23 protein-coding genes and 1 pseudogene are annotated in these 26302 nt (G+C 61.3%); 12 read left to right on the plus strand and 12 right to left on the minus strand.

Annotation, left to right across the window (positions count from 1 at the left end; translation table 11 throughout):
• Nucleotides 1–16: 16 nt before the first annotated feature.
• The 3 genes from ACZ0AZ_RS07200 (at nt 17) to ACZ0AZ_RS07210 (ending at nt 2604) form a co-directional block, all read left to right on the plus strand.
• Nucleotides 17–1612 (plus strand): GMC family oxidoreductase, encoded by a 1596-nt coding sequence (locus ACZ0AZ_RS07200; protein ID WP_129997842.1) that lies wholly within the window; start codon nt 17–19, stop codon nt 1610–1612.
• A 115-nt stretch (nt 1613–1727) separates the two neighbouring features.
• Nucleotides 1728–2207: a pantetheine-phosphate adenylyltransferase gene (gene coaD / locus ACZ0AZ_RS07205; RefSeq protein WP_003229157.1), complete on the plus strand. Its 480-nt coding sequence runs from the start codon at nt 1728–1730 to the stop codon at nt 2205–2207.
• Nucleotides 2208–2352: 145 nt separating this feature from the next.
• Nucleotides 2353–2604, plus strand: a complete 252-nt coding sequence (locus ACZ0AZ_RS07210) for a YfhL family 4Fe-4S dicluster ferredoxin (RefSeq protein ID WP_003195146.1) — start codon at nt 2353–2355, stop codon at nt 2602–2604.
• 125 nt (nt 2605–2729) lie between these two features.
• On the opposite strand, the gene ACZ0AZ_RS07215 is transcribed toward ACZ0AZ_RS07210, so the two are convergent.
• From ACZ0AZ_RS07215 to ACZ0AZ_RS07225, 3 genes are read right to left on the minus strand one after another with little or no spacing between them, the layout of a single operon-like run.
• Nucleotides 2730–3053, minus strand: a complete 324-nt coding sequence (locus ACZ0AZ_RS07215; RefSeq protein WP_076564452.1) for a multidrug transporter — start codon at nt 3051–3053, stop codon at nt 2730–2732.
• Nucleotides 3054–3109: 56 nt separating this feature from the next.
• Nucleotides 3110–3922 carry a bifunctional DNA-formamidopyrimidine glycosylase/DNA-(apurinic or apyrimidinic site) lyase gene (mutM, locus tag ACZ0AZ_RS07220; protein ID WP_016772703.1) on the minus strand — a complete coding sequence of 271 codons (813 nt, stop codon included), beginning with the start codon at nt 3920–3922 and terminating at the stop codon, nt 3110–3112.
• A 13-nt stretch (nt 3923–3935) separates the two neighbouring features.
• On the minus strand, nt 3936–4748 hold the full coding sequence (locus ACZ0AZ_RS07225; protein WP_160769650.1) for an HDOD domain-containing protein: 813 nt from the start codon (nt 4746–4748) through the stop codon (nt 3936–3938).
• Nucleotides 4749–4976: 228 nt separating this feature from the next.
• Here ACZ0AZ_RS07225 and ACZ0AZ_RS07230 point away from each other — a divergent pair, with 228 nt between their 5' ends.
• The 6 genes and pseudogenes from ACZ0AZ_RS07230 (at nt 4977) to ilvD (ending at nt 12694) form a co-directional block, all read left to right on the plus strand.
• Nucleotides 4977–5516 (plus strand): type 1 glutamine amidotransferase domain-containing protein, encoded by a 540-nt coding sequence (locus ACZ0AZ_RS07230; protein WP_039757526.1) that lies wholly within the window; start codon nt 4977–4979, stop codon nt 5514–5516.
• A gap of 160 nt (nt 5517–5676) precedes the next feature.
• Complete coding sequence (locus ACZ0AZ_RS07235; RefSeq protein WP_016772700.1) at nt 5677–6873, plus strand: class I SAM-dependent rRNA methyltransferase; 1197 nt, start codon at nt 5677–5679, stop codon at nt 6871–6873.
• 451 nt (nt 6874–7324) lie between these two features.
• Nucleotides 7325–8397: pseudogene (locus ACZ0AZ_RS07240) on the plus strand (SagB family peptide dehydrogenase).
• A complete protein-coding gene (locus ACZ0AZ_RS07245) occupies nt 8394–9371 on the plus strand; it encodes a diiron oxygenase (RefSeq protein ID WP_129997843.1) in 978 nt (325 codons plus the stop codon). Before ACZ0AZ_RS07240 ends, ACZ0AZ_RS07245 begins: the two are co-directional and overlap by 4 nt.
• Complete coding sequence (locus ACZ0AZ_RS07250) at nt 9364–10596, plus strand: multidrug effflux MFS transporter (protein ID WP_129997844.1); 1233 nt, start codon at nt 9364–9366, stop codon at nt 10594–10596. The genes ACZ0AZ_RS07245 and ACZ0AZ_RS07250 overlap by 8 nt, the downstream gene beginning before the upstream one ends.
• Nucleotides 10597–10852: 256 nt before the next feature.
• The gene (ilvD, locus tag ACZ0AZ_RS07255; RefSeq protein ID WP_129997845.1) at nt 10853–12694 is read left to right on the plus strand and encodes a dihydroxy-acid dehydratase; all 1842 of its coding nucleotides are present in this window, start codon (nt 10853–10855) and stop codon (nt 12692–12694) included.
• An 80-nt stretch (nt 12695–12774) separates the two neighbouring features.
• Here the strand turns inward: ilvD and ACZ0AZ_RS07260 are convergent, their stop codons facing one another.
• On the minus strand, nt 12775–13830 hold the full coding sequence (locus tag ACZ0AZ_RS07260) for an HAD family hydrolase (RefSeq protein ID WP_129997846.1): 1056 nt from the start codon (nt 13828–13830) through the stop codon (nt 12775–12777).
• A 239-nt stretch (nt 13831–14069) separates the two neighbouring features.
• Between ACZ0AZ_RS07260 and ACZ0AZ_RS07265 the strand changes: the two genes are divergently transcribed.
• Entirely contained in the window at nt 14070–15458 is a 1389-nt protein-coding gene (locus tag ACZ0AZ_RS07265; protein ID WP_122698607.1) for an L-cystine transporter, read from the plus strand.
• 73 nt (nt 15459–15531) lie between these two features.
• Here ACZ0AZ_RS07265 and ACZ0AZ_RS07270 read toward each other — a convergent pair whose 3' ends face one another.
• The gene (locus tag ACZ0AZ_RS07270) at nt 15532–16050 is read right to left on the minus strand and encodes a dihydrofolate reductase (RefSeq protein WP_129997847.1); all 519 of its coding nucleotides are present in this window, start codon (nt 16048–16050) and stop codon (nt 15532–15534) included.
• An 85-nt stretch (nt 16051–16135) separates the two neighbouring features.
• Here ACZ0AZ_RS07270 and ACZ0AZ_RS07275 point away from each other — a divergent pair, with 85 nt between their 5' ends.
• Nucleotides 16136–17509 (plus strand): DUF2868 domain-containing protein, encoded by a 1374-nt coding sequence (locus ACZ0AZ_RS07275; RefSeq protein ID WP_129997848.1) that lies wholly within the window; start codon nt 16136–16138, stop codon nt 17507–17509.
• On the plus strand, nt 17502–18878 hold the full coding sequence (locus ACZ0AZ_RS07280) for a GTPase/DUF3482 domain-containing protein (RefSeq protein WP_129997849.1): 1377 nt from the start codon (nt 17502–17504) through the stop codon (nt 18876–18878). The genes ACZ0AZ_RS07275 and ACZ0AZ_RS07280 overlap by 8 nt, the downstream gene beginning before the upstream one ends.
• 12 nt (nt 18879–18890) lie before the next feature.
• Here ACZ0AZ_RS07280 and ACZ0AZ_RS07285 read toward each other — a convergent pair whose 3' ends face one another.
• The 7 genes from ACZ0AZ_RS07285 to ACZ0AZ_RS07315 all read right to left on the minus strand — a co-directional run bounded on the left by ACZ0AZ_RS07285 (nt 18891) and on the right by ACZ0AZ_RS07315 (nt 26288).
• Nucleotides 18891–19421: a hypothetical protein gene (locus ACZ0AZ_RS07285; protein WP_129997850.1), complete on the minus strand. Its 531-nt coding sequence runs from the start codon at nt 19419–19421 to the stop codon at nt 18891–18893.
• Between the two features lie 118 nt (nt 19422–19539).
• The gene (locus tag ACZ0AZ_RS07290) at nt 19540–20091 is read right to left on the minus strand and encodes a phosphonate degradation HD-domain oxygenase (protein ID WP_129997851.1); all 552 of its coding nucleotides are present in this window, start codon (nt 20089–20091) and stop codon (nt 19540–19542) included.
• The gene (locus ACZ0AZ_RS07295) at nt 20088–21221 is read right to left on the minus strand and encodes a TIGR03364 family FAD-dependent oxidoreductase (RefSeq protein WP_463570923.1); all 1134 of its coding nucleotides are present in this window, start codon (nt 21219–21221) and stop codon (nt 20088–20090) included. Before ACZ0AZ_RS07295 ends, ACZ0AZ_RS07290 begins: the two co-directional genes overlap by 4 nt.
• Before the next feature lie 118 nt (nt 21222–21339).
• Complete coding sequence (locus ACZ0AZ_RS07300) at nt 21340–22365, minus strand: putative 2-aminoethylphosphonate ABC transporter substrate-binding protein (protein WP_042606530.1); 1026 nt, start codon at nt 22363–22365, stop codon at nt 21340–21342.
• 37 nt (nt 22366–22402) lie between these two features.
• Nucleotides 22403–24127: a putative 2-aminoethylphosphonate ABC transporter permease subunit gene (locus ACZ0AZ_RS07305; protein ID WP_463537140.1), complete on the minus strand. Its 1725-nt coding sequence runs from the start codon at nt 24125–24127 to the stop codon at nt 22403–22405.
• Nucleotides 24127–25203 (minus strand): putative 2-aminoethylphosphonate ABC transporter ATP-binding protein, encoded by a 1077-nt coding sequence (locus ACZ0AZ_RS07310; RefSeq protein ID WP_129997855.1) that lies wholly within the window; start codon nt 25201–25203, stop codon nt 24127–24129. The genes ACZ0AZ_RS07305 and ACZ0AZ_RS07310 overlap by 1 nt, the downstream gene beginning before the upstream one ends.
• Before the next feature lie 221 nt (nt 25204–25424).
• Nucleotides 25425–26288, minus strand: coding sequence for a LysR family transcriptional regulator (locus tag ACZ0AZ_RS07315; RefSeq protein ID WP_463538766.1), 864 nt, complete (start codon nt 26286–26288; stop codon nt 25425–25427).
• Nucleotides 26289–26302 lie beyond the last annotated feature (14 nt).

Here is a 26302-nt window from a genome sequence, read left to right on the forward strand (position 1 = left end):
AAAGAGAACCTGACCGATGCCCGTACCCGATCCCTTCCGTGAAGGCCTCGCCCGAGGCTGGAAAACCTACAACGGCGCGCAACTGAGCGACGACCTCCCCCTCGAAGCCGACGTGGCGATCATCGGCAGTGGCGCCGGCGGCGGCACCACGGCGGAGATCCTCAGCGCGGCCGGCTACAAAGTCCTGCTGATCGAAGAAGGCCCGCTGAAGACCAGTTCGGATTTCAAACTGCTCGAAGACGAGGCCTACAGCAGCCTCTATCAGGAAGGCATCGGGCGCATGAGCAAGGACGGCGCGATTACTATCCTGCAGGGCCGCGCGGTCGGCGGTACGACGCTGATCAACTGGACCTCGAGTTTCCGCACGCCCGAGCCGACCCTCGAACACTGGGCCAGCGAGCACAACGTCAGAGGCCATAGCCCGGCAGAGATGGCGCCGTGGTTCGAAAAAATGGAGCAGCGCCTCGGCGTCGCGCCGTGGATGGTGCCGCCCAATGCCAACAACGATGTGATCCGCAAAGGCTGCGAGCAACTCGGCTACAGCTGGCACGTGATCCCGCGCAACGTTCGCGGTTGCTGGAATCTCGGCTATTGCGGCATGGGCTGCCCGAGCAACGCCAAGCAATCAATGATGGTCACGACCATCCCGGCGACGCTGGAAAAGGGCGGTGAGCTGCTGTATCTGGCGCGTGTGAAGAAACTGCTGATCAGTGGCGACAAGGTCACCGGCCTGCATTGCGTGGCGATGGACGAGCGCTGCGTCGAGCCGACCGGGCGCAGCATCAGCGTCAAGGCGCGGCATTACGTGCTGGCCGGCGGCGGCATCAACAGCCCGGCGCTGTTGCTGCGCTCCGACGCACCGGATCCGCATGAGCGCGTGGGCAAGCGCACCTTTCTGCACCCGGTGAACATGTCCGCCGCGCGTTTCGCCGAGGTGGTCAATCCGTTTTACGGCGCGCCGCAGTCGATCTATTCCGACCATTTCCAGTGGAAGGACGGCACCACCGGGCCGATGGCGTTCAAACTCGAGGTGCCACCGCTGCACCCGGCGCTGGCAGCCACACTGCTCGGCGGTTTCGGCCAAGAGAACGCGCAACACATGGCTGATCTGCCGCACACACACGCGATGCTGGCACTGCTGCGCGACGGCTTCCACCCGGACAGCAGCGGCGGCTCGGTGGAGTTGCGCGGCGATGGCTCGCCAGTGCTCGATTATCAAGTCTCGCAGTACGCCTGGGACGGTTTGCGCCGGGCCTTTCACGTGATGGCCGAAATTCAGTTCGCCGGCGGCGCGCAATCGGTTATGCCGATGCACGCCGACGGCCGCTACGTGAAGACACTGACTGAGGCGCGCTCAATGATCGATGGATTGAGCCTGGAGCTATATCGCACGCGTTTGGGCAGCGCTCACGTCATGGGTGGTTGTGCGATGGGTGAAGATCCGCAAAGCGCGGTCGCTGACAGCCTCGGTCGCCATCATCAACTGCGCAATCTGTCGATTCACGACGGCTCGCTGTTCCCCACCAGCATCGGCGCCAACCCCCAGCTGTCGGTGTATGGCCTGACCGCGCAACTGGCGACAGCCTTGGCTGACCGACTGAAAAATCCATGAAAAAGCAGAATATTCCTATCGTCTATAGTGCTTACTTACCCAACAGGCGACTTGGCCGACCGGGAAGGCTGCGATACCATCCGACTCCCCAACGGACTCCCGCCAGGACGACGCGATGAACCGAGTGTTGTACCCAGGTACCTTCGACCCTATTACCAAGGGCCATGGCGATCTGGTCGAACGCGCCTCGCGCCTGTTCGATCACGTGATCATTGCGGTCGCCGCCAGCCCGAAAAAGAACCCGCTGTTCCCGCTGGAACAACGGGTCGAACTGGCTCGCGAGGTCACCAAACACCTGCCGAACGTGGAAGTGGTCGGTTTCTCGACGCTGCTCGCGCATTTCGCCAAAGAGCAGAACGCCAATGTGTTCCTGCGTGGTCTGCGTGCGGTGTCGGACTTCGAATACGAATTCCAGCTGGCCAACATGAACCGCCAACTGGCGCCGGATGTGGAAAGCCTGTTTCTCACGCCGTCGGAACGTTATTCGTTCATTTCCTCGACGCTGGTGCGTGAGATTGCCGCGCTGGGCGGCGATATCAGCAAGTTCGTCCACCCGGCCGTGGCCGACGCGCTGACCCTGCGCTTCAAGAAGTAGGAGCTGCTGCAGACTGCGATCTTTACTTTTAAAGATTGCAGTCTCGTGCCCTTGATCGCCCCCGCGTGCACTGCGCTCGCCAATGCGGCACAATTGCGCGCATTGATTTATAGCGCCCGGGCCTGCCGCCCCGGCTGGAGTTAGCATGTCCCTGATCATCACCGACGATTGCATCAACTGCGACGTCTGCGAACCCGAGTGCCCGAACGCCGCCATTTCCCAAGGCGAAGAGATCTACGTGATCGACCCGAACCTGTGCACCCAGTGCGTCGGCCACTACGACGAGCCGCAGTGCCAGCAGGTCTGCCCGGTGGATTGCATTCCACTGGACGAAGCCCATCCGGAGACTGAAGAACAGTTGATGGAGAAGTACCGCAAGATCACCGGCAAGGCCTGATCACTTCAGCGCCTATACCGCCCTCTTCGCGAGCAGGCTCGCTCCCACATTTGCAATGCATTCCCCTGTGGGAGCGAGCCTGCTCGCGAATGGGCCATCAGCCACACCACTGAAACCCGATCAGCTCACTCGCGCTGCTCAAACCCCTCCCCTGTACACCCCAGACACCGCACAAACGCCGCTTTCGCCGGGTCAACCACCAGCGCCTGTCCCGCATCGCCAACACCGCCGCCCAGCGCGGTAAACGGCAACGACACCACAAACGCTCCCGCACCGATCACCGTGGCCACCACCAGCAAGGGCCGGGCAATCAGCAGGTCGCCAAGCATGGCGTAGGCCGGGGGATTCTGGATGGTGTAACGCGGATCACCGCTGCCGGTTTCCGAGGCCTGAACGGCCAGGCTGGAACACAACAGCAGCGTGACGAAGAAAACTTGCAGGACTTTCATGGCACGATCCTTCGAGCTGAGCAGTGAGACTTCTCACTATAGACCGAAGGATTTTTTCAGGTCTGGCAGCGCGGGCAAAACACACTGGCGCGCTGGCCCAGCTTCACTTCGCGCAGGCCCGTGCCGCAAACCTTGCAGTGCTGACCGCCGCGGCCGTAGACAAACAGTTCTTGCTGGAAGTATCCCGGCTGACCGTCACCGCCAATGAAATCGCGCAATGTCGTGCCGCCACGCTCGATGGCGGCAGCAAGGATGCGCTTGATCTCGATCGCCAGTTTCAGATAACGCCCGCGGGAAATCCCCCCGGCTTCGCGGCGCGGGTCGATGCCGGCGGCGAACAGCGCTTCAGTCGCGTAGATATTGCCGACCCCGACCACCACGGCGTTGTCCATGATGAACGGCTTGACCGCCATCGAGCGCCCGCGTGACAGCTGGAACAGGCGCTCGCCATCGAACAGATCGGTCAGCGGCTCCGGCCCGAGGCGAATCAGCAATTCGTGATTGAGCGGGTCATTGCTCCATAGCATCGCGCCGAACCGTCGCGGATCGGTGTAGCGCAGGGCCAGACCCGATTCCAGTTCGATATCGACGTGCTCGTGCTTCAACGCCGGCAACCCGGCCTCGACCAGGCGCAGATTGCCGGACATGCCCAAATGGCTGATCAGCGTGCCGATCTCGGCGTTGATCAACAGGTACTTGGCGCGCCGCTCGACCAGCACGATGCGCTGCCCGGACAGGCGCACATCGAGGTCTTCCGGGATAGGCCAGCGCAAACGCCGGTCACGAACGATGACGCGGCTGACCCGCTGGCCTTCCAGGTGCGGGGCGATCCCGCGACGGGTGGTTTCGACTTCCGGCAGTTCAGGCATGGTGTCCTCGGGATCAATGCGCGCCGAGGTCGCGAATCGTTTGTTTGAGTGTTTCGAAGTCGTAGTCCGACAGACCGACATAATCGAGCACCAGCGGGCCCACCGCGCTCCACTCGAAATCTTCGCTCTGGTTGCCGAGCACCCGATACGAGGCGCAGATGTGCTCGGCCATTTTCAGAATCGCCAGCAAGTTTTTCAGTTGGCTGTTCTTCGACGATTCGTCGCTGAAAATCGCCAGCGCATTGTGGTGGTTGGCGATGGCAGCGCTGACATGCTCCGGCAGGCGCCAGGACTTGGCGGTGTAGTAGCCGACCACGGCGTGGTTGGTGTTGAACACACGGTTTTCCGTATCGACCACGCGGCATTCCGGGCTGGCGCTGGCGTAGGCCTCTTCCAGCACGGTCATGTAATTGGGGAAGCGCTGCAGCATCAATGGCACGCCGCAATCGTGGAACAGGCCCAAGGCATAGGCTTCGTCACCGGCCTGGGTGCCAATGCGCTTGGCCAAGGTCAGGCAAGTCATCGCCACATCCTGCGCGGTGTCCCAGAAACGGTTGAGGGTGACGATGGTGTCATCGTTCATCTCGCCCTTGATCGACTGCGCGTTGATCAGGTTGATGATCGAGCGGCTGCCCAACAGGTTCACCGCACGCTGGATCGAGGTGATCTTGTTGCTCAGGCCGTAATACGGCGAGTTGACGATTTTCAGCAGCGCGCCGGACAGGCCCGGATCTTGGGAGATCAGCTTGGCGATCACCTCCAGGTCCGGGTCGGGCATGTACTGCTCCATTTGCAGATCCACCATGATCTGCGGTTGCGCCGGCACACTGATGCCTTGCAGCGATTGTTGAATCTGTTCGGTGGTCAGCTCTTGGGACATAAGTACACACTCCGGGGCAGGCGGCGATTCTAACCGCTGAAACCGCAGGGCGACACACCGATGGGCACATCGCCGGAACTTTCATCTGTGCCCAGGCTTCGGAATCTGTAGGGCGCAGCGGACCTCAACGGTTCGCTGCGAGGGCAAAATCTCCACAGACTCAGGAGCTTACCGATGGCAACTTCCCTCAATGGCAAACGCGTCGCTATTTTGGTTACCGATGGTTTCGAACAGGTCGAAATGACCGGCCCCAAGGATGCCCTGGAGCAGGCCGGCGTGCAGGTCGATATCCTCTCGGCCGAAGCCGGCACGGTGAAAGGCTGGAACCATGACAAACCGGCGGACGACTTCCCCGTCGCCAACACTTTCCAGGCGGTGAGCATCGATCAATACGATGCCGTGCTGCTGCCCGGAGGCGTGCAGAATTCCGACACCATCCGTATCGACCAGGATGCTCAGCATCTGGTCAAGACTGCCGCTTCGGCGGGCAAGCCGATTGCCGTGATTTGCCACGGCAGCTGGTTGCTGATCTCGGCGGGACTGGTCAATGGCAAGACCATGACCAGCTACAAAACGGTCAAGGACGATCTGGTCAATGCCGGGGTCAACTGGGTCGATCAGGAAGTGGTCAAGGACGGCAATCTGATCAGCAGCCGCCAGCCGGATGATGTGCCGGCGTTCAGTCAAGCGCTGATCGACGCACTGGCTGCATAAGGACTGACATCCCTTTCGCGAGCAGGCTCGCTCCCACAATGGTTTGGTGTTCACCTATGGGAGCGAGCCTGCTCGCGAAGGCATCAGCGTTTCATCGCATCCTCAGCCCTGCGCAGACCTCGACACGCTATACTCCCGCTCTTTTTTCCGGAGCGACGTCATGTCCCTGCCTAGCCTGCGCCTCAAAGCCAACGCCGACCGTCGCCTGCGCAACGGCCACTTGTGGGTCTACAGCAACGAAATCGACGTGGCCGCCACGCCTCTGCACGGCTTCAAGGCCGGCGATCAGGCGGTGCTCGAAGCCGCTGGCGGCAAGCCGTTGGGCATCGTCGCCATGAGCCCGAACAACCTGATCTGCGCGCGCCTGCTGTCGCGCGACATCAAACTGGCACTCGACAAGTCGCTGCTGGTGCACCGTCTGAACGTCGCGCTGTCGTTGCGCGAGCGTCTGTTCGACAAGCCGTTCTATCGTCTGGTCTACGGCGACTCCGACCTGCTGCCGGGTCTGGTGGTCGATCGTTTCGGCGACATCCTCGTGGTGCAGATCGCCTCGGCGACCATGGAAGCGCACAAAGACGACGTGATCGCCGCGTTGACCCAGGTGCTCAAGCCAAGCGGCATCCTGTTCAAGAACGATTCCGCCGCCCGCGACGCCGAAGGCCTCAACCGCTACGTCGAGACCGTGTTCGGTCTCGTCCCGGAGTGGGTCGCGCTGGAAGAGAACGGCGTGAAGTTCGAAGCGCCGGTCATTCAAGGGCAGAAAACCGGCTGGTTCTACGACCACCGCATGAATCGCGCGCGCCTGGCGCCTTATGCCAAAGGCAAACGCGTACTTGATCTCTATAGCTACATTGGTGGCTGGGGCGTGCAGGCCGCTGCGTTCGGCGCCAGCGAAGTGTTCTGCGTCGACGCCTCTGCATTCGCCCTCGACGGTGTCGAACGCAACGCGGCGTTGAACGGCTTCGCTGACAAGATGACCTGCATCGAAGGCGACGTCTTCGAAGCGTTGAAGGAACTGAAAGCCAGCGAAGAGCGCTTCGACGTGATCGTTGCTGATCCGCCAGCCTTCATCAAGCGCAAGAAAGACATGAAGAACGGCGAAGGCGCCTACCGTCGTCTGAATGAGCAAGCCATGCGCTTGCTGACCAAGGACGGCATTCTGGTCAGTGCTTCGTGCTCCATGCACCTGCCGGAAGACGACCTGCAGAATATTCTGCTGACCAGCGCGCGCCATTTGGACCGCAACATCCAAATGCTCGAGCGTGGCGGTCAGGGCCCTGATCATCCGGTGCACCCGGCCATCGCCGAAACCCGCTACATCAAGAGCATTACCTGCCGCCTGCTGCCCAACAGCTGATTGCGATAGAACACGGGGAGCCGCTGAGCTCCCCGTTTTTTTCCACCACCCTCCCCTCTTTCCTTCACACTCAACATGAGTGTTTTGTCGTCTTCCTACAATTACTTTCCAGCTTCCTTGCAGGACGTTTCGCCATACCTGTTAGTTGCGGGAAATTAACCTACAGCGTAGATATCCAACACTCGATCACTCCGACAGAATTACTGGAATATTCCTACTTAATATCCCCTTGCCAATATTCGATTACAAACTATTATGAAGTTGTCGCCATGAGGCGACTTCAACTACTGATGAACAAGGAGTTCACATCATGAAAACCATTTATCTGGAAACAAATAAACTCGCCAACCTCGCCTTCCTGGTTGCAGCCAACGCCCGCTAAGTAAGTCTGGACGCCGGAGAGTGCCGGCACTTCGGCGTCCTCATGACTTTCCCTGAGTGATCTGAACCAATGCATATCAATCCCTTTCTGTTTATATTGCCGCGCCCGCCTGGACAAGTTGTGTGGAACTACAAGAACCATACTCAGCACGAGCTTGATCTTGACTATTCCCACCGCCTCGCCATTCTTATAGACAACCCAAACCTGTTTGACCCAAACAACATAATAGATACACAACTTCTGGACGCAGGCATTCTAACAGTTTCAAAACTAGACAGCCCAACTTGGGGCTGGGATGAACTGTCGAAGATTTATCACATCGGCACGCAAAATATCCCCTGCGAATATACGCCACAGAATATTCAGGAGTGGTCCAGACACTATCTGGCGCACTGCAGCGAAGTATTGGCGAAGCAGAACCCTCAACAGGCAGCAAGCGCCGGCCAGCGGAGGCGCTCATCAACTTGCCTGCACCCGGCGCAATGATCGATGACAGCCTGACTCAGGCATTGCGGACACGCAAAACCTGTCGCTCCTACACCGGTGCGGCGGTGACACTGGCCGAGGTTGCAACGCTGTTGTATTTCACGCTCGGCTATCTTCCCAAGCGCAATCATTCGCAGGACGACCCTGTCGCACCCGGCCTTGAGGCCCGCCGGAGCAGTCCCTCAGGTGGTGGTCTGAACGCTTGCGAAGGCTTTCTTCTGGCTCAGAACATCGTCGGGCTTGAACCGGGCATCTACGCCTACCATTGTGGCGAGCATGCCTTGAGCCGGATCAACCCTTTGCCTGAACCGGCGTTGGGTCAAATGCTCGGCGGCCAGCATTTCATCAACAATCTGCCGCTGGGCGTATTCATCACCGCCAGGTTTGATCGACTCTGGTGGAAGTACGAACACTCGCGCGCCTATCGAATGGCGTTCATCGAGGCTGGCCATCTTTCGCAAACCTTCCAGCTCGTCGCAACGACGCTGGGGCTCAATACCTGGCTGACCGGCGCGTTTGCCGACGCCCAGGTTGAAACCCTGCTCGGGCTCGAAGGCAGCGCTGAGCAACCGTTGTTTTTTGTCGGTTGCGGCGAAAGCGATGGCCAAGCCATGTGCCAGGAAATGCGTGATTTGCTTGCCGGGGTACCGTCATGATTTCCACAGCGCTGGATGAGGGCGAGGCACCGGTGTCGTGGTCGCTCAAATTCACCCTTCCCGACTGGGAAAGCCGCGCATCGGTGCGCAGCAGTACCCATGACTATCGTTTGCCGGGCGATGTCGAGCAGCAACTGCAAAATCGCTATTGGTTTCCCCCGGCCTTTCTGCCTTATCTGGGGCATCCGGCGATCCAGGCCAAAGGTCGCGAAACATTGCACCGTCTGACCGCCAGTCATCTGGTGTATTTCCTCGATTACACCACCCTGCTCGAACACCGCATCGTCAACCGCGCAGTGGAGGTCATCGTCCACCGCGAACTGCCCATCTATATACCGCTGCCAATGAAACACGCTGCATTGCAGCTGTACACCGACGAGGGTTACCACGCGCTTTTCTCCAACCAGATAGCCGAGCAGATCGCCGCGTTCTACAGCATCACCCGGCGACCGGTCATTCCGAAGCGGATCACACGCATGAACGCTCTGATCGCGCGCACGCCGGAGAAGAACCGCGCGCTGGCCTGGTTTCTGCTCGGATTTGTCTCGGAAACCATCATCGCCCGGGAGTTGCTCGAGGTCTGCCGCAACACGATGGTTTCAAGTGTGAACGACATGCTGCGTGATCATCTTGCCGACGAAGCCCGGCACAGCCGTTACTTCGCAGAAGCCTTCCATTACTTCTGGATTGCGATGAACAGTCGCCAGCGCCTGTTCGCCGCCAGGACTCTTGTGGAGATCATCCCCCTCTTCTTCGAGGTCGACGAGAGCTGGCTGCAACAAAGCTTGCGCTCGGCGGGTATTGCCGAAAGTGACATGAAAGAGATTGTCGGTGCGATGGCAACTGTGCAGGCCAGCCGTGCTCGCGCTCGCGCCGGCTGCAAACCCACGCTGGCGGCCCTGCACAAGGCTGGTTTTTTTGCCCTGCCCCATAACCAGACACTTTTCGCCAAAGCAGGATTGATCGATGAATAAACACAGCTGTGCAGTCAGCCGCAGACAACGGCGCGGAGCAGTCAGGCTGTTACTGGCAATGATCCTGCTCGGCGTGTTCCCGCTGGATGTTCTGCTGCCCTCGTTCCCGGCGCTGGCGGCACACTTTGGTCGATCACCGAGCGACATCGCGCTGTCGATCAGTCTGTTCGCCGTCGGTATTGCCTTCGCTCAGCTACTGATCGGCCCGCTATCGGACGTGATTGGACGCAAGGGTTTGCTGCTGGCCGGCATGAGCGTGTCGCTGCTCGGAGCCCTTGGCTGCGTGCTGAGCAATGACTACACGCTGTTCCTCGTTTTCCGGGTGATGCAGGCGATGGGGTGCGGTTGTTTCGTGCTGTCTCAGGCACTGGTGCAGGATCTGTTTGAAGGCCAGGAGCGTGACCGGTTGCGGATCCTGATGGTCACTGCCACGGGCATCTTCATTTCGCTCTCGCCGCTGGCGGGTACGTTTCTGCAAGCCACGCTCGGCTGGCGCGGCAGCTTCTGGGTATTCATCGCCCTTGCGGCTGTGGTTCTGATCAAAACCTGGCGACTGCTCGACAACAGCCGGCCTGTTCAGAACGGTCCACACCTGGGTTTCATTCAGTCCTACAGAAGGGTGCTGAGCAACTTCCCGTTTGTCGGCTATTGGCTGATTTCCGCGTTCGCTTTCGCCTGCCACTTTTCCTTCATCGTCACTTCGCCGCTGATCTTCATGGAGCAGTTGCAGATGGCGCCTTACGATTTCGCCTTGATTCTGCTGATCTATGGCGCCGCTTATGTCTTCGGCGGCCTGCTCGCCAGCGTGCTGAACCGGATTATCAATGCGCAACAGCAGATTTTCACCGGCCTGAGCCTGATCCTGCTCTCGGGTCTGGTGATGCTCTATCTGGCCACCAACCATGAGCTGTCAGCCGCGGCGGTGCTGGTCCCAATGCTCATCTGCACCGTGGGCACCACCATTGCGCGCCCCCCGGCTACCTCCCGCGCCATGAGCGTGTTTGCCGAAAATGCCGGCGCATCGGCATCCGCCGGTAGCACCATCATTTTTATCTGTGGCGGGCTGGTCAGCGCCCTGATCAGCCTCGGCCCGGCCAACCTGCAAGCGACGCTGGGTTACGGTTTTGTGGTGTTGAGCGGCGTATCGCTGTTGCTCAACAGCGTGATTGGCCGTCGCGTCAGCAACCTGCGCAGCAATCCGGTGATGCCGGGAGGCGACCATTGACCCTGCCAGTCGTCATTGCACCGGCCCCTTCAGCACGGGAACAACGCTTTGCGCCATTCCCTCGCGACGCCAGCGGTGTAGAATCGCCTCATTCATCGCCATTCATCCCCGGCGGGTTTATGAGCTCAGGCTGAGACCAGCGGCGATCCCGCAACGTCATCGGCAGCTTCCGGACACACGGCCATTTTTCGGGTGTTTCAGAGGTCAACAGAAGCTCACTCCCCTTTAGTACGTGATTAGCCGCCCGGAGTGCTCCATGCCAGATTACCGCTCGAAAACTTCCACCCACGGCCGCAACATGGCCGGCGCCCGCGCCCTGTGGCGCGCCACCGGCATGAAAGATGACGACTTCAAGAAGCCGATCATTGCCATCGCCAACTCGTTCACCCAGTTCGTCCCGGGGCATGTGCACCTGAAGGACCTGGGTCAGCTGGTCGCCCGCGAGATCGAACGCGCCGGTGGCGTGGCCAAGGAATTCAATACCATCGCCGTCGATGACGGCATCGCCATGGGCCACGACGGCATGCTGTATTCGCTGCCGAGCCGCGAGATCATCGCCGACTCCGTCGAGTACATGGTCAACGCCCACTGCGCCGACGCCATCGTCTGCATTTCCAACTGCGACAAGATCACCCCCGGCATGTTGATGGCTGCATTGCGCCTGAACATTCCGGTGATCTTCGTTTCCGGCGGCCCGATGGAAGCCGGCAAGACCAAACTCGCCTCCCACGGTCTCGATCTGGTCGACGCCATGGTGATCGCCGCCGACTCCAGCGCTTCTGACGAGAAAGTCGCCGAGTACGAGCGCAGCGCCTGTCCGACCTGCGGTTCGTGCTCCGGCATGTTCACCGCCAACTCGATGAACTGCCTGACCGAAGCACTGGGCCTGGCCTTGCCAGGCAACGGTTCGACCCTGGCCACCCACAGTGATCGTGAACAGCTGTTCCTGCAGGCCGGGCGCACCATCGTCGAGTTGTGCAAGCGTTACTACGGCGAGAACGATGACTCCGTATTGCCGCGCAACATCGCCAACTTCAAGGCGTTCGAGAACGCGATGATGCTCGACATCGCCATGGGCGGTTCGACCAACACCATCCTGCACTTGCTCGCAGCCGCCCAGGAAGCCGAGATCGATTTCGACCTGCGCGACATCGACCGTCTTTCGCGCAGCGTGCCGCAGCTGTGCAAAGTCGCGCCGAACATTCAGAAGTACCACATGGAAGACGTGCACCGCGCCGGCGGCATTTTCAGCATCCTCGGTTCGCTGGCCCGTGGCGGCCTGCTGCACACCGACCTGCCGACCGTGCACAGCCGCAGCATGGAAGAAGCCATCGCCAAGTGGGACATCACCCAGACCAGCGACGAGGCCGTGCATCACTTCTTCAAGGCAGGTCCTGCGGGCATCCCGACCCAGACCGCGTTCAGCCAGTCGACCCGTTGGGAAACCCTGGACGACGATCGTGAAAACGGCTGCATCCGCAGTTTCGAGCACGCCTATTCGAAAGAAGGCGGCCTCGCCGTGCTGTACGGCAACATCGCGCAGGACGGCTGCGTGGTGAAAACCGCCGGGGTTGATGAGTCGATCCACGTCTTCGAAGGCAACGCGAAGATTTTTGAAAGCCAGGACAGCGCCGTGCGCGGCATCCTCGCTGACGAAGTGAAGGCAGGCGACATCGTCATCATTCGTTACGAAGGCCCGAAAGGCGGCCCGGGCATGCAGGAAATGCTCTACCCGACTTCCTACCTGAAATCCAAAGGCCTGGGCAAAGCCTGTGCACTGCTCACCGACGGGCGTTTCTCCGGCGGTACTTCCGGCCTGTCGATTGGTCACGCTTCGCCAGAGGCCGCGGCCGGTGGCGCGATCGGTCTGGTGCAGGATGGCGACAAGGTGCTGATCGACATTCCAAACCGCTCGATCAACCTGTTGGTCAGCGACGAAGAACTGGCGGCACGCCGCGCCGAGCAGGACAAGAAAGGCTGGAAACCGGTTGAAGTGCGCCCACGCAAAGTGACCACCGCGCTCAAGGCCTACGCCCTGCTGGCGACCAGTGCCGACAAGGGTGCTGTGCGCAACAAAGCGATGCTCGACGGGATATAAAAACAGCTGCGAGCTTCAAGCTTCAAGCAAGAGCCAAGTTGCTCTTTCTTGCAGCTTGCAGCTCGCAGCTCGCTTCTTCTTTATTGAATATCTTCCGGTTTGACGATCACCCAGTTCTTGTCCGCTGTCACCGGCAAGCCTTCCTTGGCCTGCGCCGCTGCGTGCTTGGCCATCATGCCGTTGATCTGGGTCATGTACTTGTCCTTGCGGTTGATCCACAAGTGAATGCCGCCCTTGGCTACGTCGACGCCATGGAACAGCATGTAACCGTCGCTCGTCGGGGTATCGCCGCCGACCAGTACCGGTTTTTTCCATTCATCGATGTAGGTCAGGATCGCCGCGTGCTTGCCGGCCATCCAGGTTGCCGGGGTCCACAGGTACGGCGTCAGTTCGAGCCCGAGGTTGGCCTTCTCGTCATATTTGCCGGCGGTGATCTGTTTGCGCGCAGTGGTCAGCTCGCCAGTCTTCTGATCCTTGAGCAGCAGTGAAACGCCGATGACGTTCTGCGGTTTGACGTTGTAGCCGTACTTGGGATCCGCCGCGACCATGCGCACCAGTTCCTCTGAGGCGGCGGTCATTACGTAGACCTCGATGCCGTTCTCCATCAGCTTGTTGTACAGCTCCTGCTGGCCAGTGAAGATCTTCGGCGGATTGACGTCGAGTTTCTTCACCACATTGCCTTCGTAATACGTCGCCGGCACCGGTTTGCCCGAAGCCATCAGCTCATCGACGTAGCCCTTGAGCTCCTTGAGGGTGAAGCCGGAGAACACCTGCGCCACCCACGGGTAGCAGACCATGTCGTCGACTTCGCAAAGGCGGTAGTAATAACTGAACAGGCTTTCCTTGTGCTCGGCGGTGTCCTTGAAGGGCATCAGTTTCAGCGAGGGATCGAGCTTGTCGCGGGTGATCAGGCCCTTGTTTTCCATGAACGGCAGCAGGGATTCTTCGAGGTCGTAGCGGTAACTGGTGTTGTCCATGTCGAACACCGCGTAATTACCCTTGTTGGCGTTGGCAGCGATCATCGCGTCCAGCGCCTTGGCCTGATCCGCCGGCCAATGCTTGAGGTCCGTGGCCAATGCATGGCCAGCGAGGCCAGCCGCCAGTGCCACAGCCAACAACGTGCGTGCAATTTTCATAGCGCTACTCCCCGATGCAAAGAGTTCGACGCTAACAAATAAGTGTGACAACCCTCGCCTGTCAGCGACCGCCTGCGTCCCCTGCGCGCCAATTTCATTGCCGACAGCGACACAGGCTTATTCCAAAAACGACGGACGCCCTGCGATTTTGGTATTAATTCATTGCAAATCAAGCTGTTAGGCTTGCCGGTTCGCAGCAGCCCCGGATGGCTGTTGGCACAGTCTTTACTGGAGTCCTCATGAATCTACCGCTGATTCTCAACCTGCTGGTGTTCCTTGCCCTGCTCTTCGGTCTGGCGCAAACCCGCCACACCACCTGGAGCCTGGCGAAAAAAGTCCTGCTCGCACTGGTCCTCGGCGTGGCGTTCGGCGTTGCGCTGCACACGATTTACGGTGCCGGCAACCCGGTGCTGAAAGCCTCGATCGGCTGGTTCGATCTGGTCGGCAACGGTTACGTGCAGTTGCTGCAAATGATCGTGATCCCGCTGGTGTTCGCTTCGATCCTCAGCGCCGTGGCCCGTCTGCACAACGCCTCGTCGCTGGGCAAGATCAGTTTCCTGACCATCGGCACGCTGCTGTTCACCACTGCCATCGCGGCGCTGATCGGCATCGGCCTGACCAACCTGTTCGGCCTCAGCGCTGAAGGTCTGATCGCCGGCACTCAGGAAATGGCGCGCCTGCAAACCATTCAGAACGACTACGCCGGCAAGGTCGCCGACCTCAATGTGCCGCAACTGCTGCTGTCGTTCATTCCGCAGAACCCGTTTGCCGACCTGGCCCGGGCCAAGCCGACTTCGATCATCAGTGTGGTGATTTTTGCCGCGTTCCTTGGGGTTGCTGCACTGCAACTGCTCAAGGACGACGTCGAGAAAGGTCAGAAAGTGATCAACGCCATCGACACCCTGCAAGCCTGGGTGATGCGACTGGTGCGTCTGGTGATGAAGCTGACCCCCTACGGCGTGCTGGCGCTGATGACCAAAGTGGTCGCCGGTTCCAACCTGCAGGACATCATCAAGCTCGGCAGTTTCGTCGTGGTCTCGTATATCGGCCTGGGCCTGATGTTCGTTGTGCACGGCGTGCTGGTGTCGGCCGCCGGGATCAACCCGCTGCGCTTCTTCCGCAAGATCTGGCCGGTGCTGACGTTTGCTTTCACCAGTCGCTCCAGCGCGGCGACCATCCCGCTGAGCATTGAAGCGCAGACCCGCCGCCTGGGTATTCCGTCGTCGGTCGCCAGTTTCGCTGCCTCGTTCGGTGCGACGATTGGCCAGAACGGGTGTGCCGGCCTGTACCCGGCGATGTTGGCCGTGATGGTCGCGCCAACTGTTGGCATCAACCCGCTGGATCCGCTGTGGATCGCGACGCTGGTGGCGATTGTCACGTTGAGTTCGGCCGGTGTCGCCGGAGTTGGCGGCGGCGCAACGTTCGCCGCCCTGATCGTACTGCCGGCGATGGGCTTGCCGGTGTCACTGGTGGCACTGCTGATTTCGGTCGAGCCGCTGATCGATATGGGCCGCACGGCGTTGAACGTGAGTGGCTCGATTACCGCCGGGGCGATTACCAGTCAGGTCATGCAGCAGACGGATAAAGCGCTGCTGGATGCCGATGAACACGCGCAGCTAGTCAGCTGAAGCTGCAAGCTGCAAGCTGCAAGCTGCAAGCCAAGAGCCAATCAGCTTTTACTTGCAGCTTGCAGCTTGAGGCTTAAAGCTGCTTTTTCTCCCAGACTTCGAAGTTGTACGCGGGTTTATCTTCAACCGCCGGGTTTTCAACATTCGACACCAGCTTCCATTCGCTCAGATCAAACTCCGGAAACCACGCATCCCCTTCCGGGCTCAGCGCCACGCGGGTCAGGTACAGCCGATCGGCCTGCGCCAGTCCCTGCGCATACAACTGCGCGCCGCCAATCAGCATCAGCTCATCAACGCCCTGGGCTTTCGCCCATTCCTCGGCGCGGGCCACGGCGGCTTCCAGCGACGGATAGACCTCGGCGCCTTCGAGTTGCAGATCGGTCTGGCGGCTGACCACGATGTTCAAGCGCCCCGGCAGCGGCCGGCCGAGCGAATCCCAGGTCTTGCGACCCATGATGATCGGCTTGCCGAGCGTGGTCGCCTTGAAGTATTTGAAGTCCCCCGGCAGGTGCCAGGGCATGCTGTTGTCGACGCCGATCACGCGGTTTTCACCGAGGGCTGCGATCAGGCTGAGGGGCAGTGATTTAGTCATGCCGGCGAGGATACCAGAGCCGCGCTTACCCCGATAAGCGCCACAGCGGTTATGCTCAGCGCTCGATTTAGCGACGGGACGCCGCGTGACTGAACTGACTCCACTGCAAAACCTCTGGCTCACCGAAACCATCCGCCTGCGCGAAGAACACGCGGGGCCGCTGGATGATCTGGAAGCCAATCGTCTGGCCCGTGCCGCTGGCGGCGATCTGCCGAGCCGCATTGCGCGCCGGGCGCTATGGCTGGCCGAGCGCGACGGACTCACCGCCGCGCTCAGGCACTGGCTGCAAGGCGCGCGCCTGGCGTTGGTGTTGCTGGTGATTTTCGCCGTGCTCAGCGGCGCTGGTCTGGCATTCGCCGCACTTGGCCAGTCGCCGGTGAATGTGTTCTGGGCGCTGGGCAGTCTGCTGGGGATCAATCTGATTTTGCTGCTGAGCTGGGCGCTGGGCTTGATTTTCGCTGGCGAACACGGCGCCACCCTTGGGCGCTTGTGGCTGTGGCTCAGCGAAAAATTCGCCCGCGACGCCAAAGCCGCGCAACTGGCGCCGGCCCTGCTGTTGCTGCTGCAACGCAAGAAACTCAACCGCTGGGCACTCGGCGCCTTGGTCAATGGCTTGTGGCTGCTGGCAATGCTCAGCGCGCTGATCCTGCTGCTGACGCTGATGGCCACGCGGCGCTACGGCTTTGTCTGGGAAACCACGATCCTCGGCGCCGACACTTTCATCCACGTCACCCAGGCCCTTGGCTATCTGCCGTCGCTGCTCGGCTTCAACGTGCCGACCGAGGAAATGATCCGCGCCAGCGGCGACGGTGCCCTCGACATCGAAAGCGCACGACAGGCCTGGGCGACCTGGCTGGTCGGTGTGCTGGTGGTCTACGGCGTGCTGCCGCGCCTGCTGCTCGCGCTGTTGTGCCTGTGGCGCTGGAACAGCGGCAAAGCCGCGCTGCGTCTGGATCTGAATCTGCCCGGCTACGCGCAACTGCGCGAACGGTTGATGCCAACCAGCGAACGCCTCGGCGTCAACGACCCGGAGCCGGCGCAACTGCATCGCGTCGAAAGCAACGTCGGCGAACTCGCCAGTGAAGGCGCGCTGCTGGTGGCGATCGAGTTGGACGAACAGCGCCCATGGCCACCCGCGCTGCCGAAAAACGTCAGCAACGCAGGCATCCTCGACAGTCGCGAATCGCGGCACAAACTGCTCGAACAACTCAGTCGCTTCCCGCCGGCGCGGCTGGCCATCGCTTGCGATCCACGACGTTCGCCGGATCGCGGCAGCCTCGCATTGATCGCCGAACTCGCGCGCAACGCCGGCGCCACTCGGATCTGGCTGCTGCAAGCGCCGCCTGGCGAAGCGCTGGACGGGCAACGTCTGGGTGACTGGCACGCGGCGCTGCAACAGCTGGAACTGCCGTTCGCCGATTGCGCGCCGATGAACTGGCTGGAGAGCGGACATGACTGATGCACGCAAGGCCCCGCTGAAACTCGCGGTGGTCGGCCACACCAACGTCGGCAAGACCTCGCTGCTGCGCACGCTGACCCGCGATGTCGGCTTCGGCGAAGTCTCGCACCGGCCGAGCACCACCCGACATGTCGAAGGCGCGCGGTTGTCGGTGGATGGCGAGCCGTTGCTCGATCTGTACGACACGCCGGGGCTGGAAGATGCGATCGCCCTGCTGGATTTTCTCGAGCGTCTGGAACGCCCCGGCGAACGTCTCGACGGCCCGGCGCGGCTGGCGCGGTTTCTCGACGGCAGCGAGGCGCGCCAGCGTTTCGAACAGGAAGCCAAGGTACTGCGGCAGTTGCTCGCCTCCGACGCCGGTCTGTATGTGATCGACGCCCGTGAACCGGTGCTGGCCAAGTACCGCGACGAACTGGAAGTGCTCGCCAGTTGCGGCAAGCCGCTGCTGCCGGTGCTGAATTTCGTCAGCAGCGCCAACCATCGCGAACCCGATTGGCGCGAGGCGCTGGCGCGGCTGGGGCTGCATGCGCTGGTACGTTTCGACAGCGTCGCACCGCCCGAGGATGGCGAGCGGCGCTTGTACGAGAGCCTCGCCCTGCTATTGGAAAACGCCCGGCCGCAGCTGGAGCGGTTGATCGCCGACCAGCAGGCGCAGCGCCTCGCCCGTCAGCAAAGTGCCGCGCGCCTGATTGCCGAATTGCTGATCGATTGCGCCGCGTGCCGGCGCAGTGTGGTCAGCGAAGCCGAGCAGGAACAGCAGGCGATCAGCGAACTGCGCAAAGCTGTACGCCAGCGTGAGCAGAAGTGCGTTGAGGCGCTGCTCAAGCTCTACGCGTTTCGCCCGCAGGACGCGGCGGCCAGTGACTTGCCGTTGCTCGACGGGCGCTGGGGCGATGACCTGTTCAATCCGGAAACCCTGAAACAACTCGGCGTGCGCGTCGGCGGCGGCGTTGCTGCCGGTGCGGCGGCCGGGGCTGGCGTGGATTTACTGGTCGGCGGGATTACTCTCGGCGCAGCGGCACTGGCCGGCGCGATTGCCGGTGGCGCGCTGCAAACGGCGCGCAGTTATGGCAGTCGCCTGCTCGGCAAGATCAAAGGCCAGCGGGAATTGACCGTGGATGACGCCGTGCTGCGCCTGTTGGCGTTGCGCCAGCGCCAGTTGTTGCTGGCACTCGATCAGCGTGGGCATGCGGCGATGGACAGCATTCAGGTGGCCACGCCTGTGGATAAAACCTGGCGCGAAGGCAAGTTGCCCGAGGCCTTGGGCAAGGCCCGGGCGCATCCGCAGTGGTCGTCGCTCAATCCGCAGGCGAAGTTGAACCAGGCGCAAAGGCAGGAGCAGGTTGAGGCGCTGGCGGAACAGATCTGATGCGGCGGATCATCAGCGCCATTTGAATTTTACGTAACTGGTACTCAGCTGCGAAACAAGCTTGCGATCCACGGCATCCTGATCACCATCGTTATCCACATCGAAACTGATGATCCAGTCCAGCGTTCCATCATTGTCGGTGTCGTAGTGGGAGGCGGTGTAGACGATGGTGTTGTCCTGAGGTTTGCCGGTGCCCTCGTGGAAATGCAGGCGCACCGTGTCCGGTGAACCGTCCTTGGCGAAATCCTCTGTGAAAATCTTCAGATACCGGTCCCAGGTATTACCACGATTGAACCAGTTGAGTTGCAGGTAGGTGTTGGCAAATGACTTGAGCAGGCGCTCGTCCTTGATATCTTCCTTGCCGTCGGAGTTTGCATCGCCGGCCTGGAAATCGACTTTTCCATCGGCGGTGATATCCAGTGCATAGGCGCGGTGCACGAGCGTGTCTTCAGCGCCGCTGCTTTCCTCGAAAAAATGCAGGAGCACGGTATCAGCTCTGTTGTTGGTACTCCGATCTTGGGCGGTTACTTTCAAATAACGCATACAGGTCAGTCTCGTGAGATGAGCGGACAATCAACCTAGCCCGTCCGTGCCGGATTATCTGCACGATTGTTCTTTTTATACCGTAGGACAATTCATCCGCACCGACCTTGCCTGTCTCTCAAGACAAAACGGCGCAGGCCTTGCGCTTCAGCACCGCAAGATCCATCACCGGCACTGCCTCCTTTTTGGCCAACTCATCCCAGCGCCGCATGCGCAAACTCAGCGCACACAACGGATCAGCCTCAAACGCATCCGCCTCAGCCGCGCTCATTACCCCGCCCTGATATTCCAGCGTCCTGCGACTCGCCTCACTCAACCGCGCGTAATACCCCGGCTCGCGCAAGGTCAGATAGCGCTTGGCCTGGACGTGATATTCCACCAGTCGCGCCAGCCGTTCGCTGAAACCTGCCTCGCGCAGATAATCGGCACCGAGCCGTTCATGGCTGACCACGCCATAGCCACCCATGTTTTCTGCGCCCTCGGCACATAGATGGCCGATGTCATGAAAGAACGCCGCCAGCACCACTTCGTCATCACAGCCTTCAGCCATGGCCAGTTCTGCGGTTTGGGACATGTGCTCGAATTGCGACACCGGTTCGCCGATGTAATCGCTGGCGCCGAAGCGTTCATACAGGCCGAACACCCGCGCGATCACCTGCTCGTGATTCATGCCCCCTCCAGTAGCTGCGCGACGTTGCGTTCGGCCAGCGCCGGGCCGACGCTCATGCCGACGCCGGTGTGCATCAGCGCCACGCTCAGGCCCGGTGCCGGACGCAGGAACGAGAACGGGCCCGGTCCGCGAGCGCCATAAACGCCCTGCCAGCGTTCTACTACTTGCACCTTGCAGCCCAGCGTCTGCTCGGCGAGTTCGAGCATCCAGTTGTCGACCTGCTCAGCGTTGAACGGTGAAGCATCGCTGCCGTAATCATGCGAATCGCCGATGATCAGTTCGCCATACGGCGTCGGGCTGATCAGCAGGTGAATGCCGTTGGCGTGCAGGTGCGGTTGTTCACGGAGAATCTGCGCCTGCACCGCTGCGGCTTGCGGCAAATCGGCGAAAGCGCCGTAGTGCACGCAGCTCAGGCCGGTGAGCACGGCGTGTTGCAGGTTCAACTCGATGCTTGGTCTGGCGCGGAGCATTTGCAAACGACAGATCTGCGGATTGAGCGCGGCAATCGGCTCCGCCAGCAAGGTCTGATAGTCGTGGCCGGAGCAGACGATGATCTGCTTGGCGCAGAACTCACCGGCAGTGCTGCGCAGTCGCTCCGGCTCGACGTCGCGCACCAGCGTGGAAAAGTGAAACTCGACGCCGAGCTCGCGGCGCAAATAATCGATCAGCGCCGGAATCGCTTCGCGCGAGTACAACTGCTGATCATCGACACCGTGCAGCGCGGCGCGGTGATGGCTGAACTGGCCGCCATACAGATCACGCAACGCCGCGCCGCGCAGCAGCTCGACGTCGTAGCCATGCTCGAGGGCACGGCCGGCGCAGAAGGCTTCGAGCAGGTGTTCTTCGGCTTCGCTGCGGGCGAACAGGTACGAGCCGTTGCGCTTGATCTCCAGGCCGGCCAGTTGCGCCCAGTCGCCCCAGATCTCGCGGCTGGCCTTGGCCAGGTCGAGCATGATGCCGGGCGGCTGGCCGGTCACCAGCGCCTGGCCGAAGTTGCGCACCGAAGCGCCAAGGGGCGTGGCGGTGCGTTCGAATACCGCGACTTTCAGGCCGCGTTTGGCAGCGGCATAGGCGTGGGACAGACCGAGGATGCCGGCGCCGATGATGATCAGGTCTTTGGGTTGTGTCATGGAGAGGTGCTCTGAATGAGAAACCGCTTTCGCGAGCAGGCTCGCTCCCACAGGGGACAGCATTGCAACTGTGGGAGCGAGCCTGCTCGCGAAGGGGCCTTGTCAGTCGATAACGATCTTACTTGGCGACAACTTTCTCGGACTTGCCGTCATACCGCTTGCGCCATTCAGCCAGGATCTCGTCGCGATTCTTCGAGGCCCAGGCAAAGTCGTTCTTGATCAGGCGCTGCTCATAGTCGGCGGGCAATTCGGTTTGCGGCTTGGCAATCCCCGGCTGGGCGAGCACGGCGAAGTTTTCCTTGTACAGATCCATCGCCTCGGCGCTGGCGGAGAAATCGGCGAGCTTCTTCGCCGCTTCTTCATGCGGTGTGCCTTTAATCACCGCCGTCGCTTCGATCTCCCAGCCCAGACCTTCCTTCGGCAGGATGATGTCCAGCGGCGCGCCCTGGCGTTTCAACTGTACGGCTGGATATTCAAAGGAAATCCCGATCGGAAACTCCCCCGCCGCCGCCAGTTTGCACGGTTTGGAACCTGAGTGAACGTACTGGCCGATGTTCTGGTGCAAGCCGTCCATGTAGGCCCAGCCCTGCTTCTCGCCAAAGGTTTGCAGCCAGGCGCTGACGTCGAGGAAACCGGTGCCGGACGACGCCGGGTTGGGCATGACGATCTTGCCCTTGTACTCAGGCTTGGTCAGGTCCTGCCAGCTCACCGGTTTGCTCAGCCCCTGCTTCTCGGCTTCGACAGTGTTGAAGCAAATGGTCGCGGCCCACACGTCCATGCCGACCCAGGCTGGCGGGTTGGCGGCGTCGCGGTAGTTCGCGCCGATCTTGCCGAGATCCTTCGGTGCATAGCTTTGCAGCATGCCTTGCTGATCGAGAATCGCCAGGCTCGACGCGGCCAGGCCCCATACCGCGTCGGCCTGCGGACGAGCCTTTTCGGCGAGCAGTTTGGCGGTGATGATCCCGGTGGAATCGCGTACCCACTTGATCTCGACGTCCGGGTTGGCCTTTTCGAAGGCCTCCTTGTAGGACTTCAGTTGTTCGGCTTCGAGGGCGGTGTACACCGTCAACTCGGTTTTTGCCGCGAAGGCATTCAGGCTGAAAGTCGCGAGCACAGCAGCGGCCAGGGCCATAGGCTTGAACATGAGCGTTTTCCTGTAGATGAGTTGATCGGGTTTGCAATCAGTGACCGGGCGCGGTTTGCCGCCAGGCCTGGGAACGGCGCAGCAAGCCGCGCGAAGCCCACGCCAGCAGCAAGGACACGCCCGCCGAGGTGAACAGAATCAGGGTCGACATCGCCGCCGCGCCGCCGACGTTGCCGGCATCGTCCATGTTCAGCACCGCCACCGCCGCGAGGATGGTGTCGGGGCTGTAGAGGAAGATCGCGGCGGAAACCGTGGTCATCGCCGAGACGAACAGGTAACGCACGATGTCGAGTAGCGCCGGCAGGCAGATCGGCACGGTGACACGCAGGTAATGCCGGTACAGCGGCGCCTTGAGCGACAGCGCGGCGGCTTCGAACTCGGCGTCGAGCTGGCGCAGCGCGGTGGTCGCGGTCATTTGTGCGGTGGTCAGATAGTGCGCAATGGTGCAGACGATCAGCAGCGTCATCGTCCCGTAGAGCACGTGCAGCGGGTTGCCTGTCAGGTTGAAGAAAAAGACGTAGCCCAGGCCCAGTACCAGCCCCGGCACCGCCATCGGCACGAAGCTGAGCATGCGCAAAGCCAGGTTGAGCCCGCGCTGAGTGCGGGTTTTCTCCATCAGATAGGCGCCGGTGAAAATCAGCACGCTGCCAATCAGCGCCGTGCCCAGCGCCATTTTCAGACTGTTGCCGTAGGCGAGCCAGCCACCGCCGGCGGTCTCGTTGAACTGATAGTGGTTGAGCGACAGCGACAGGTTGTACGGCCAGAATTTCACCAGCGACGAGAATACCGCCATGCCGAACACCAGCAGCAGCGCGGCGCAGATCAGCAAAACGATCGCCAGGTAGCAGCCGTCGCGCAGCCTCGATGGCAGCGGTTTGAACACCTGCGCGCGCCCGCTCATGGAATCGCCGTGACGCCGACGCAACCACGCATCGACGCCGAAGCTGAACAGCGCCGGCAGCAACAGCACCATGCCGATCAACGCGCCGCGGCCGAATTGCTGTTGGCCGACCACGGCCTTATAGGCTTCCAGCGCCAGCACCTGATAATCGCCACCGACCACCACCGGCACACCGAAATCGGTGATGGTCAGGGTGAACACCAGACAGAACGCCGCAAATACCGCCTGGCGGGTGGCCGGCCAGGTGATGCTGCGAAACGCCTTGGCCGGACTGGCGCCCATGCTCGATGCGGCATCGAACAAACGCGCATCGGCCAGCGACAACGCCGAGAGCAAAATCATCAGCGCATGGGGAAAGGTGTAGATCACCTCGCCGAGCACGATGCCCCAGAACCCGTAGATATTGTCCGAGAGCAGCCCACGCAGCATGCCTTGGTTGCCGAACAGATAGACCAGCGCAATCCCCGGTAGCATCGACGGCGCCATCAGCGGCAGCAGGGAAATCCCGCGCCAGATGCCTTTGCCCGGAATCAGCGTGCGTTGCAGCGCGTAGGCAAACAGGTAGGCCAGCGGTACGACAATGGCCGCAACGCCGAGGGACACTTTCAGGCTATTGCCGAGGAGCCAGTGGAAATTGGCGCTGGTCACCAACTCCTTCGCCGCGAGCCAGCCACCGCCCTGCCCGGCGTCATTGCTGAAGCCGCGCCAGAAGATCGCCAGCAACGGCAGCAGCACCGCGAGGCCGAGCAAGACCAGCAGGAGGATTTTGCCGCCGACCACGAACAGGCGATCGCCGATCTCGGCTTTCGAGGACTGTCGCACCTGCTTGTGCGGTAGCGGCAGCGCGAGGTTGCTGTTCATCAGGCGAACACCTGCAAACTGCGCGGCGGCAAGGCGACCATGATCTGCTGGGCGCCGAGGCGCGGCATGGCTTCTGGCGCGAGTTCGGCGAGCAGCGCATGGCCCGGCAGTTGATCGAGTTCGAAGCTCATCCGGCAGCGGTTGCCGAGGAAAGTGATTTCGCGAACCTTGGCGGGGAACAGGTTCTCTTCGTGTACCAGCGGGTTGACGTTGATCGCCTCCGGGCGGCAGAACAGTCGACCCGATGCGCCGTGCACGCTGCCATCGGCCAGACGCAGATTCATCCCGCCGACCCGGGCGTGACTGTCGCTGCTGCGCTGAAACGGTAGCCAGTTGCCCTGGCCGACAAACTCGGCCACGAACGGCGTGGCCGGGCGGTTGTAGATTTCCTGCGGCGTGGCGTACTGCTCGACGCGGCCGTTGTTCATCACTGCGATGCGATCGGCCATCAACATCGCTTCGTCCTGATTGTGCGTGACCATCAGCGTGGTGATGCCGAGATTGCGTTGCAGCTGGCGCAGCTCGGTGCACAGATGCTCGCGCACCCGCGCGTCGAGGGCCGACATCGGTTCGTCGAGTAATAACAGCGACGGCGCCGGCGCCAATGCGCGAGCGAGCGCTACTCGCTGTTGCTGACCGCCGGACAATTGGCCGGGGTACTTTTTCTCACTGCCGGTGAGACCGACCAGTTCCAGCATCTGACCGACTCGCCGGCGCACTTCATCGCGGCCGCTGCCGCCGAGGCCGTAGGCAATATTCGCCTCGACCGTCAGATTGGGGAACAACGCGTAGGACTGGAACAGGATCCCGTAATCCCGCGCTTGCGGGGCAAGATGCGAGACATCGCGATCGCCCAGATACAGCTCGCCGCTGTCCTGCTGCTCCAGCCCGGCAATGCAGCGCAGCAACGTGGTCTTGCCACAGCCCGACGGGCCGAGCAGACACACCAGTTCGCCGGCGGCGACGTCGAGGGAAACGTTATCCAGCGCAGTGAACGCACCGAAACGCTTGTGCACGCCGCGCACTTTCATCGGCGCGCCGGGGTGGGTCAGGGCTGTTGCGATGGCAGGATTCATGGACGGACCTCAGCAAACGGATGAGGCCAATCCTAGAGTTGTAATGCGTCCGTCATGTGGCAGCGAGGCAAAAACCGCTGATAGTGGTATTCGGGGATTTTGGTTCGCCGCCGATCGTTCCCACGCTCCGCGTGGGAATGCCTCAACGGACGCTCCGCGTTCGGCTTTTGGGACGCAGAGCGTCCCGGGCTGCATTCCCACGCGGAGCGTGGGAACGATCATTACGCGGGAGACATCTCTTGGGCCAAGCCTAGGAACGCCGCCGGCAACCGCGCACCCTTGCGCTCTTTGAGGCAATACAGATACTCCGGAATCTGCGGCGCATTCTCGATGGTCAGCACCCTCAGTTGCGGATCATGCGGCACCTCCTGGCGGGCAATGATGCTGATGCCGATATTGCGCAGCACGGCTTCACGGATCGACTCGCGGCTACCAATTTCCAGCAACGGCCCGAAGCTGACCCCGGCGCTGGCCAGCAACTCTTCGGTCAAGCGCCGCGTGGTCGAACCCGGCTCGCGCATCAACAACGTATGCCCGGCCAGCGCACTCAGCGTCACATGCTCCTGCGCGGCCAATGGATGATTGCGATGCACCGCCAGCACCAGCGGATCGGTGCCGAGTACCCGGCGAATCAGCCGCGCATCGTCGAGCAGCTGTGACGACGCCGCGACATCCACGCGGTAATCCTCCAGCGCTTCCAGGACCTGCTGCGAATTGCCGATTTCCACCGACACTTCCACCTGCGGCAAACGCTCGCGGAAGGTCTTCACCAGATCGAGGATGTAATACGGCGCCGTCGCGGCAATACGCAGCGTGCCCTGCACCTGACCGCTGTTGCGCAGGAAGAACTCGATGTGCGCCTCTTGCTGCAACAGGGTCTTGACCATCGGCAGCAGCCGCGCGCCTTCGTCACTGACGCTTAAACGGCGCCCGCCACGGTAGAACAGTTCCACCGAATACTGACTCTCCAGATTGCGGATTTGCGTGGTCACGGTCGGTTGGCTGAGGCCGAGTTTTTTCGCCGCCAGCGTAATGCTGCCCAGGCGGGCGACCATGTAAAACGCTTTCAGCTCGGCACTCAGCACAACCATCCCTCACG

The sequence above is a fragment of the Pseudomonas sp. AC239 genome, assembly GCF_979258545.1.

Bases quoted from the DNA above. Each gene is read 5' to 3' on its own strand.
- ACZ0AZ_RS07250 (WP_129997844.1), top strand. From the start codon at position 9,364: ATGAATAAACACAGCTGTGCAGTCAGCCGCAGACAACGGCGCGGAGCA.
- mutM (WP_016772703.1), bottom strand. From the start codon at position 3,922: ATGCCTGAACTGCCGGAAGTCGAAACCACCCGTCGCGGGATCGCCCCG.
- ACZ0AZ_RS07285 (WP_129997850.1), bottom strand. From the start codon at position 19,421: ATGCGTTATTTGAAAGTAACCGCCCAAGATCGGAGTACCAACAACAGA.
- ACZ0AZ_RS07260 (WP_129997846.1), bottom strand. From the start codon at position 13,830: ATGAAAATTGCACGCACGTTGTTGGCTGTGGCACTGGCGGCTGGCCTC.
- ACZ0AZ_RS07215 (WP_076564452.1), bottom strand. From the start codon at position 3,053: ATGAAAGTCCTGCAAGTTTTCTTCGTCACGCTGCTGTTGTGTTCCAGC.
- ACZ0AZ_RS07280 (WP_129997849.1), top strand. From the start codon at position 17,502: ATGACTGATGCACGCAAGGCCCCGCTGAAACTCGCGGTGGTCGGCCAC.
- coaD (WP_003229157.1), top strand. From the start codon at position 1,728: ATGAACCGAGTGTTGTACCCAGGTACCTTCGACCCTATTACCAAGGGC.
- ilvD (WP_129997845.1), top strand. From the start codon at position 10,853: ATGCCAGATTACCGCTCGAAAACTTCCACCCACGGCCGCAACATGGCC.
- ACZ0AZ_RS07270 (WP_129997847.1), bottom strand. From the start codon at position 16,050: ATGACTAAATCACTGCCCCTCAGCCTGATCGCAGCCCTCGGTGAAAAC.
- ACZ0AZ_RS07210 (WP_003195146.1), top strand. From the start codon at position 2,353: ATGTCCCTGATCATCACCGACGATTGCATCAACTGCGACGTCTGCGAA.
- ACZ0AZ_RS07265 (WP_122698607.1), top strand. From the start codon at position 14,070: ATGAATCTACCGCTGATTCTCAACCTGCTGGTGTTCCTTGCCCTGCTC.
- ACZ0AZ_RS07200 (WP_129997842.1), top strand. From the start codon at position 17: ATGCCCGTACCCGATCCCTTCCGTGAAGGCCTCGCCCGAGGCTGGAAA.
- ACZ0AZ_RS07310 (WP_129997855.1), bottom strand. From the start codon at position 25,203: ATGAATCCTGCCATCGCAACAGCCCTGACCCACCCCGGCGCGCCGATG.
- ACZ0AZ_RS07245 (WP_129997843.1), top strand. From the start codon at position 8,394: ATGATTTCCACAGCGCTGGATGAGGGCGAGGCACCGGTGTCGTGGTCG.
- ACZ0AZ_RS07300 (WP_042606530.1), bottom strand. From the start codon at position 22,365: ATGTTCAAGCCTATGGCCCTGGCCGCTGCTGTGCTCGCGACTTTCAGC.
- ACZ0AZ_RS07235 (WP_016772700.1), top strand. From the start codon at position 5,677: ATGTCCCTGCCTAGCCTGCGCCTCAAAGCCAACGCCGACCGTCGCCTG.
- ACZ0AZ_RS07290 (WP_129997851.1), bottom strand. From the start codon at position 20,091: ATGAATCACGAGCAGGTGATCGCGCGGGTGTTCGGCCTGTATGAACGC.
- ACZ0AZ_RS07295 (WP_463570923.1), bottom strand. From the start codon at position 21,221: ATGACACAACCCAAAGACCTGATCATCATCGGCGCCGGCATCCTCGGT.
- ACZ0AZ_RS07305 (WP_463537140.1), bottom strand. From the start codon at position 24,127: ATGAACAGCAACCTCGCGCTGCCGCTACCGCACAAGCAGGTGCGACAG.
- ACZ0AZ_RS07230 (WP_039757526.1), top strand. From the start codon at position 4,977: ATGGCAACTTCCCTCAATGGCAAACGCGTCGCTATTTTGGTTACCGAT.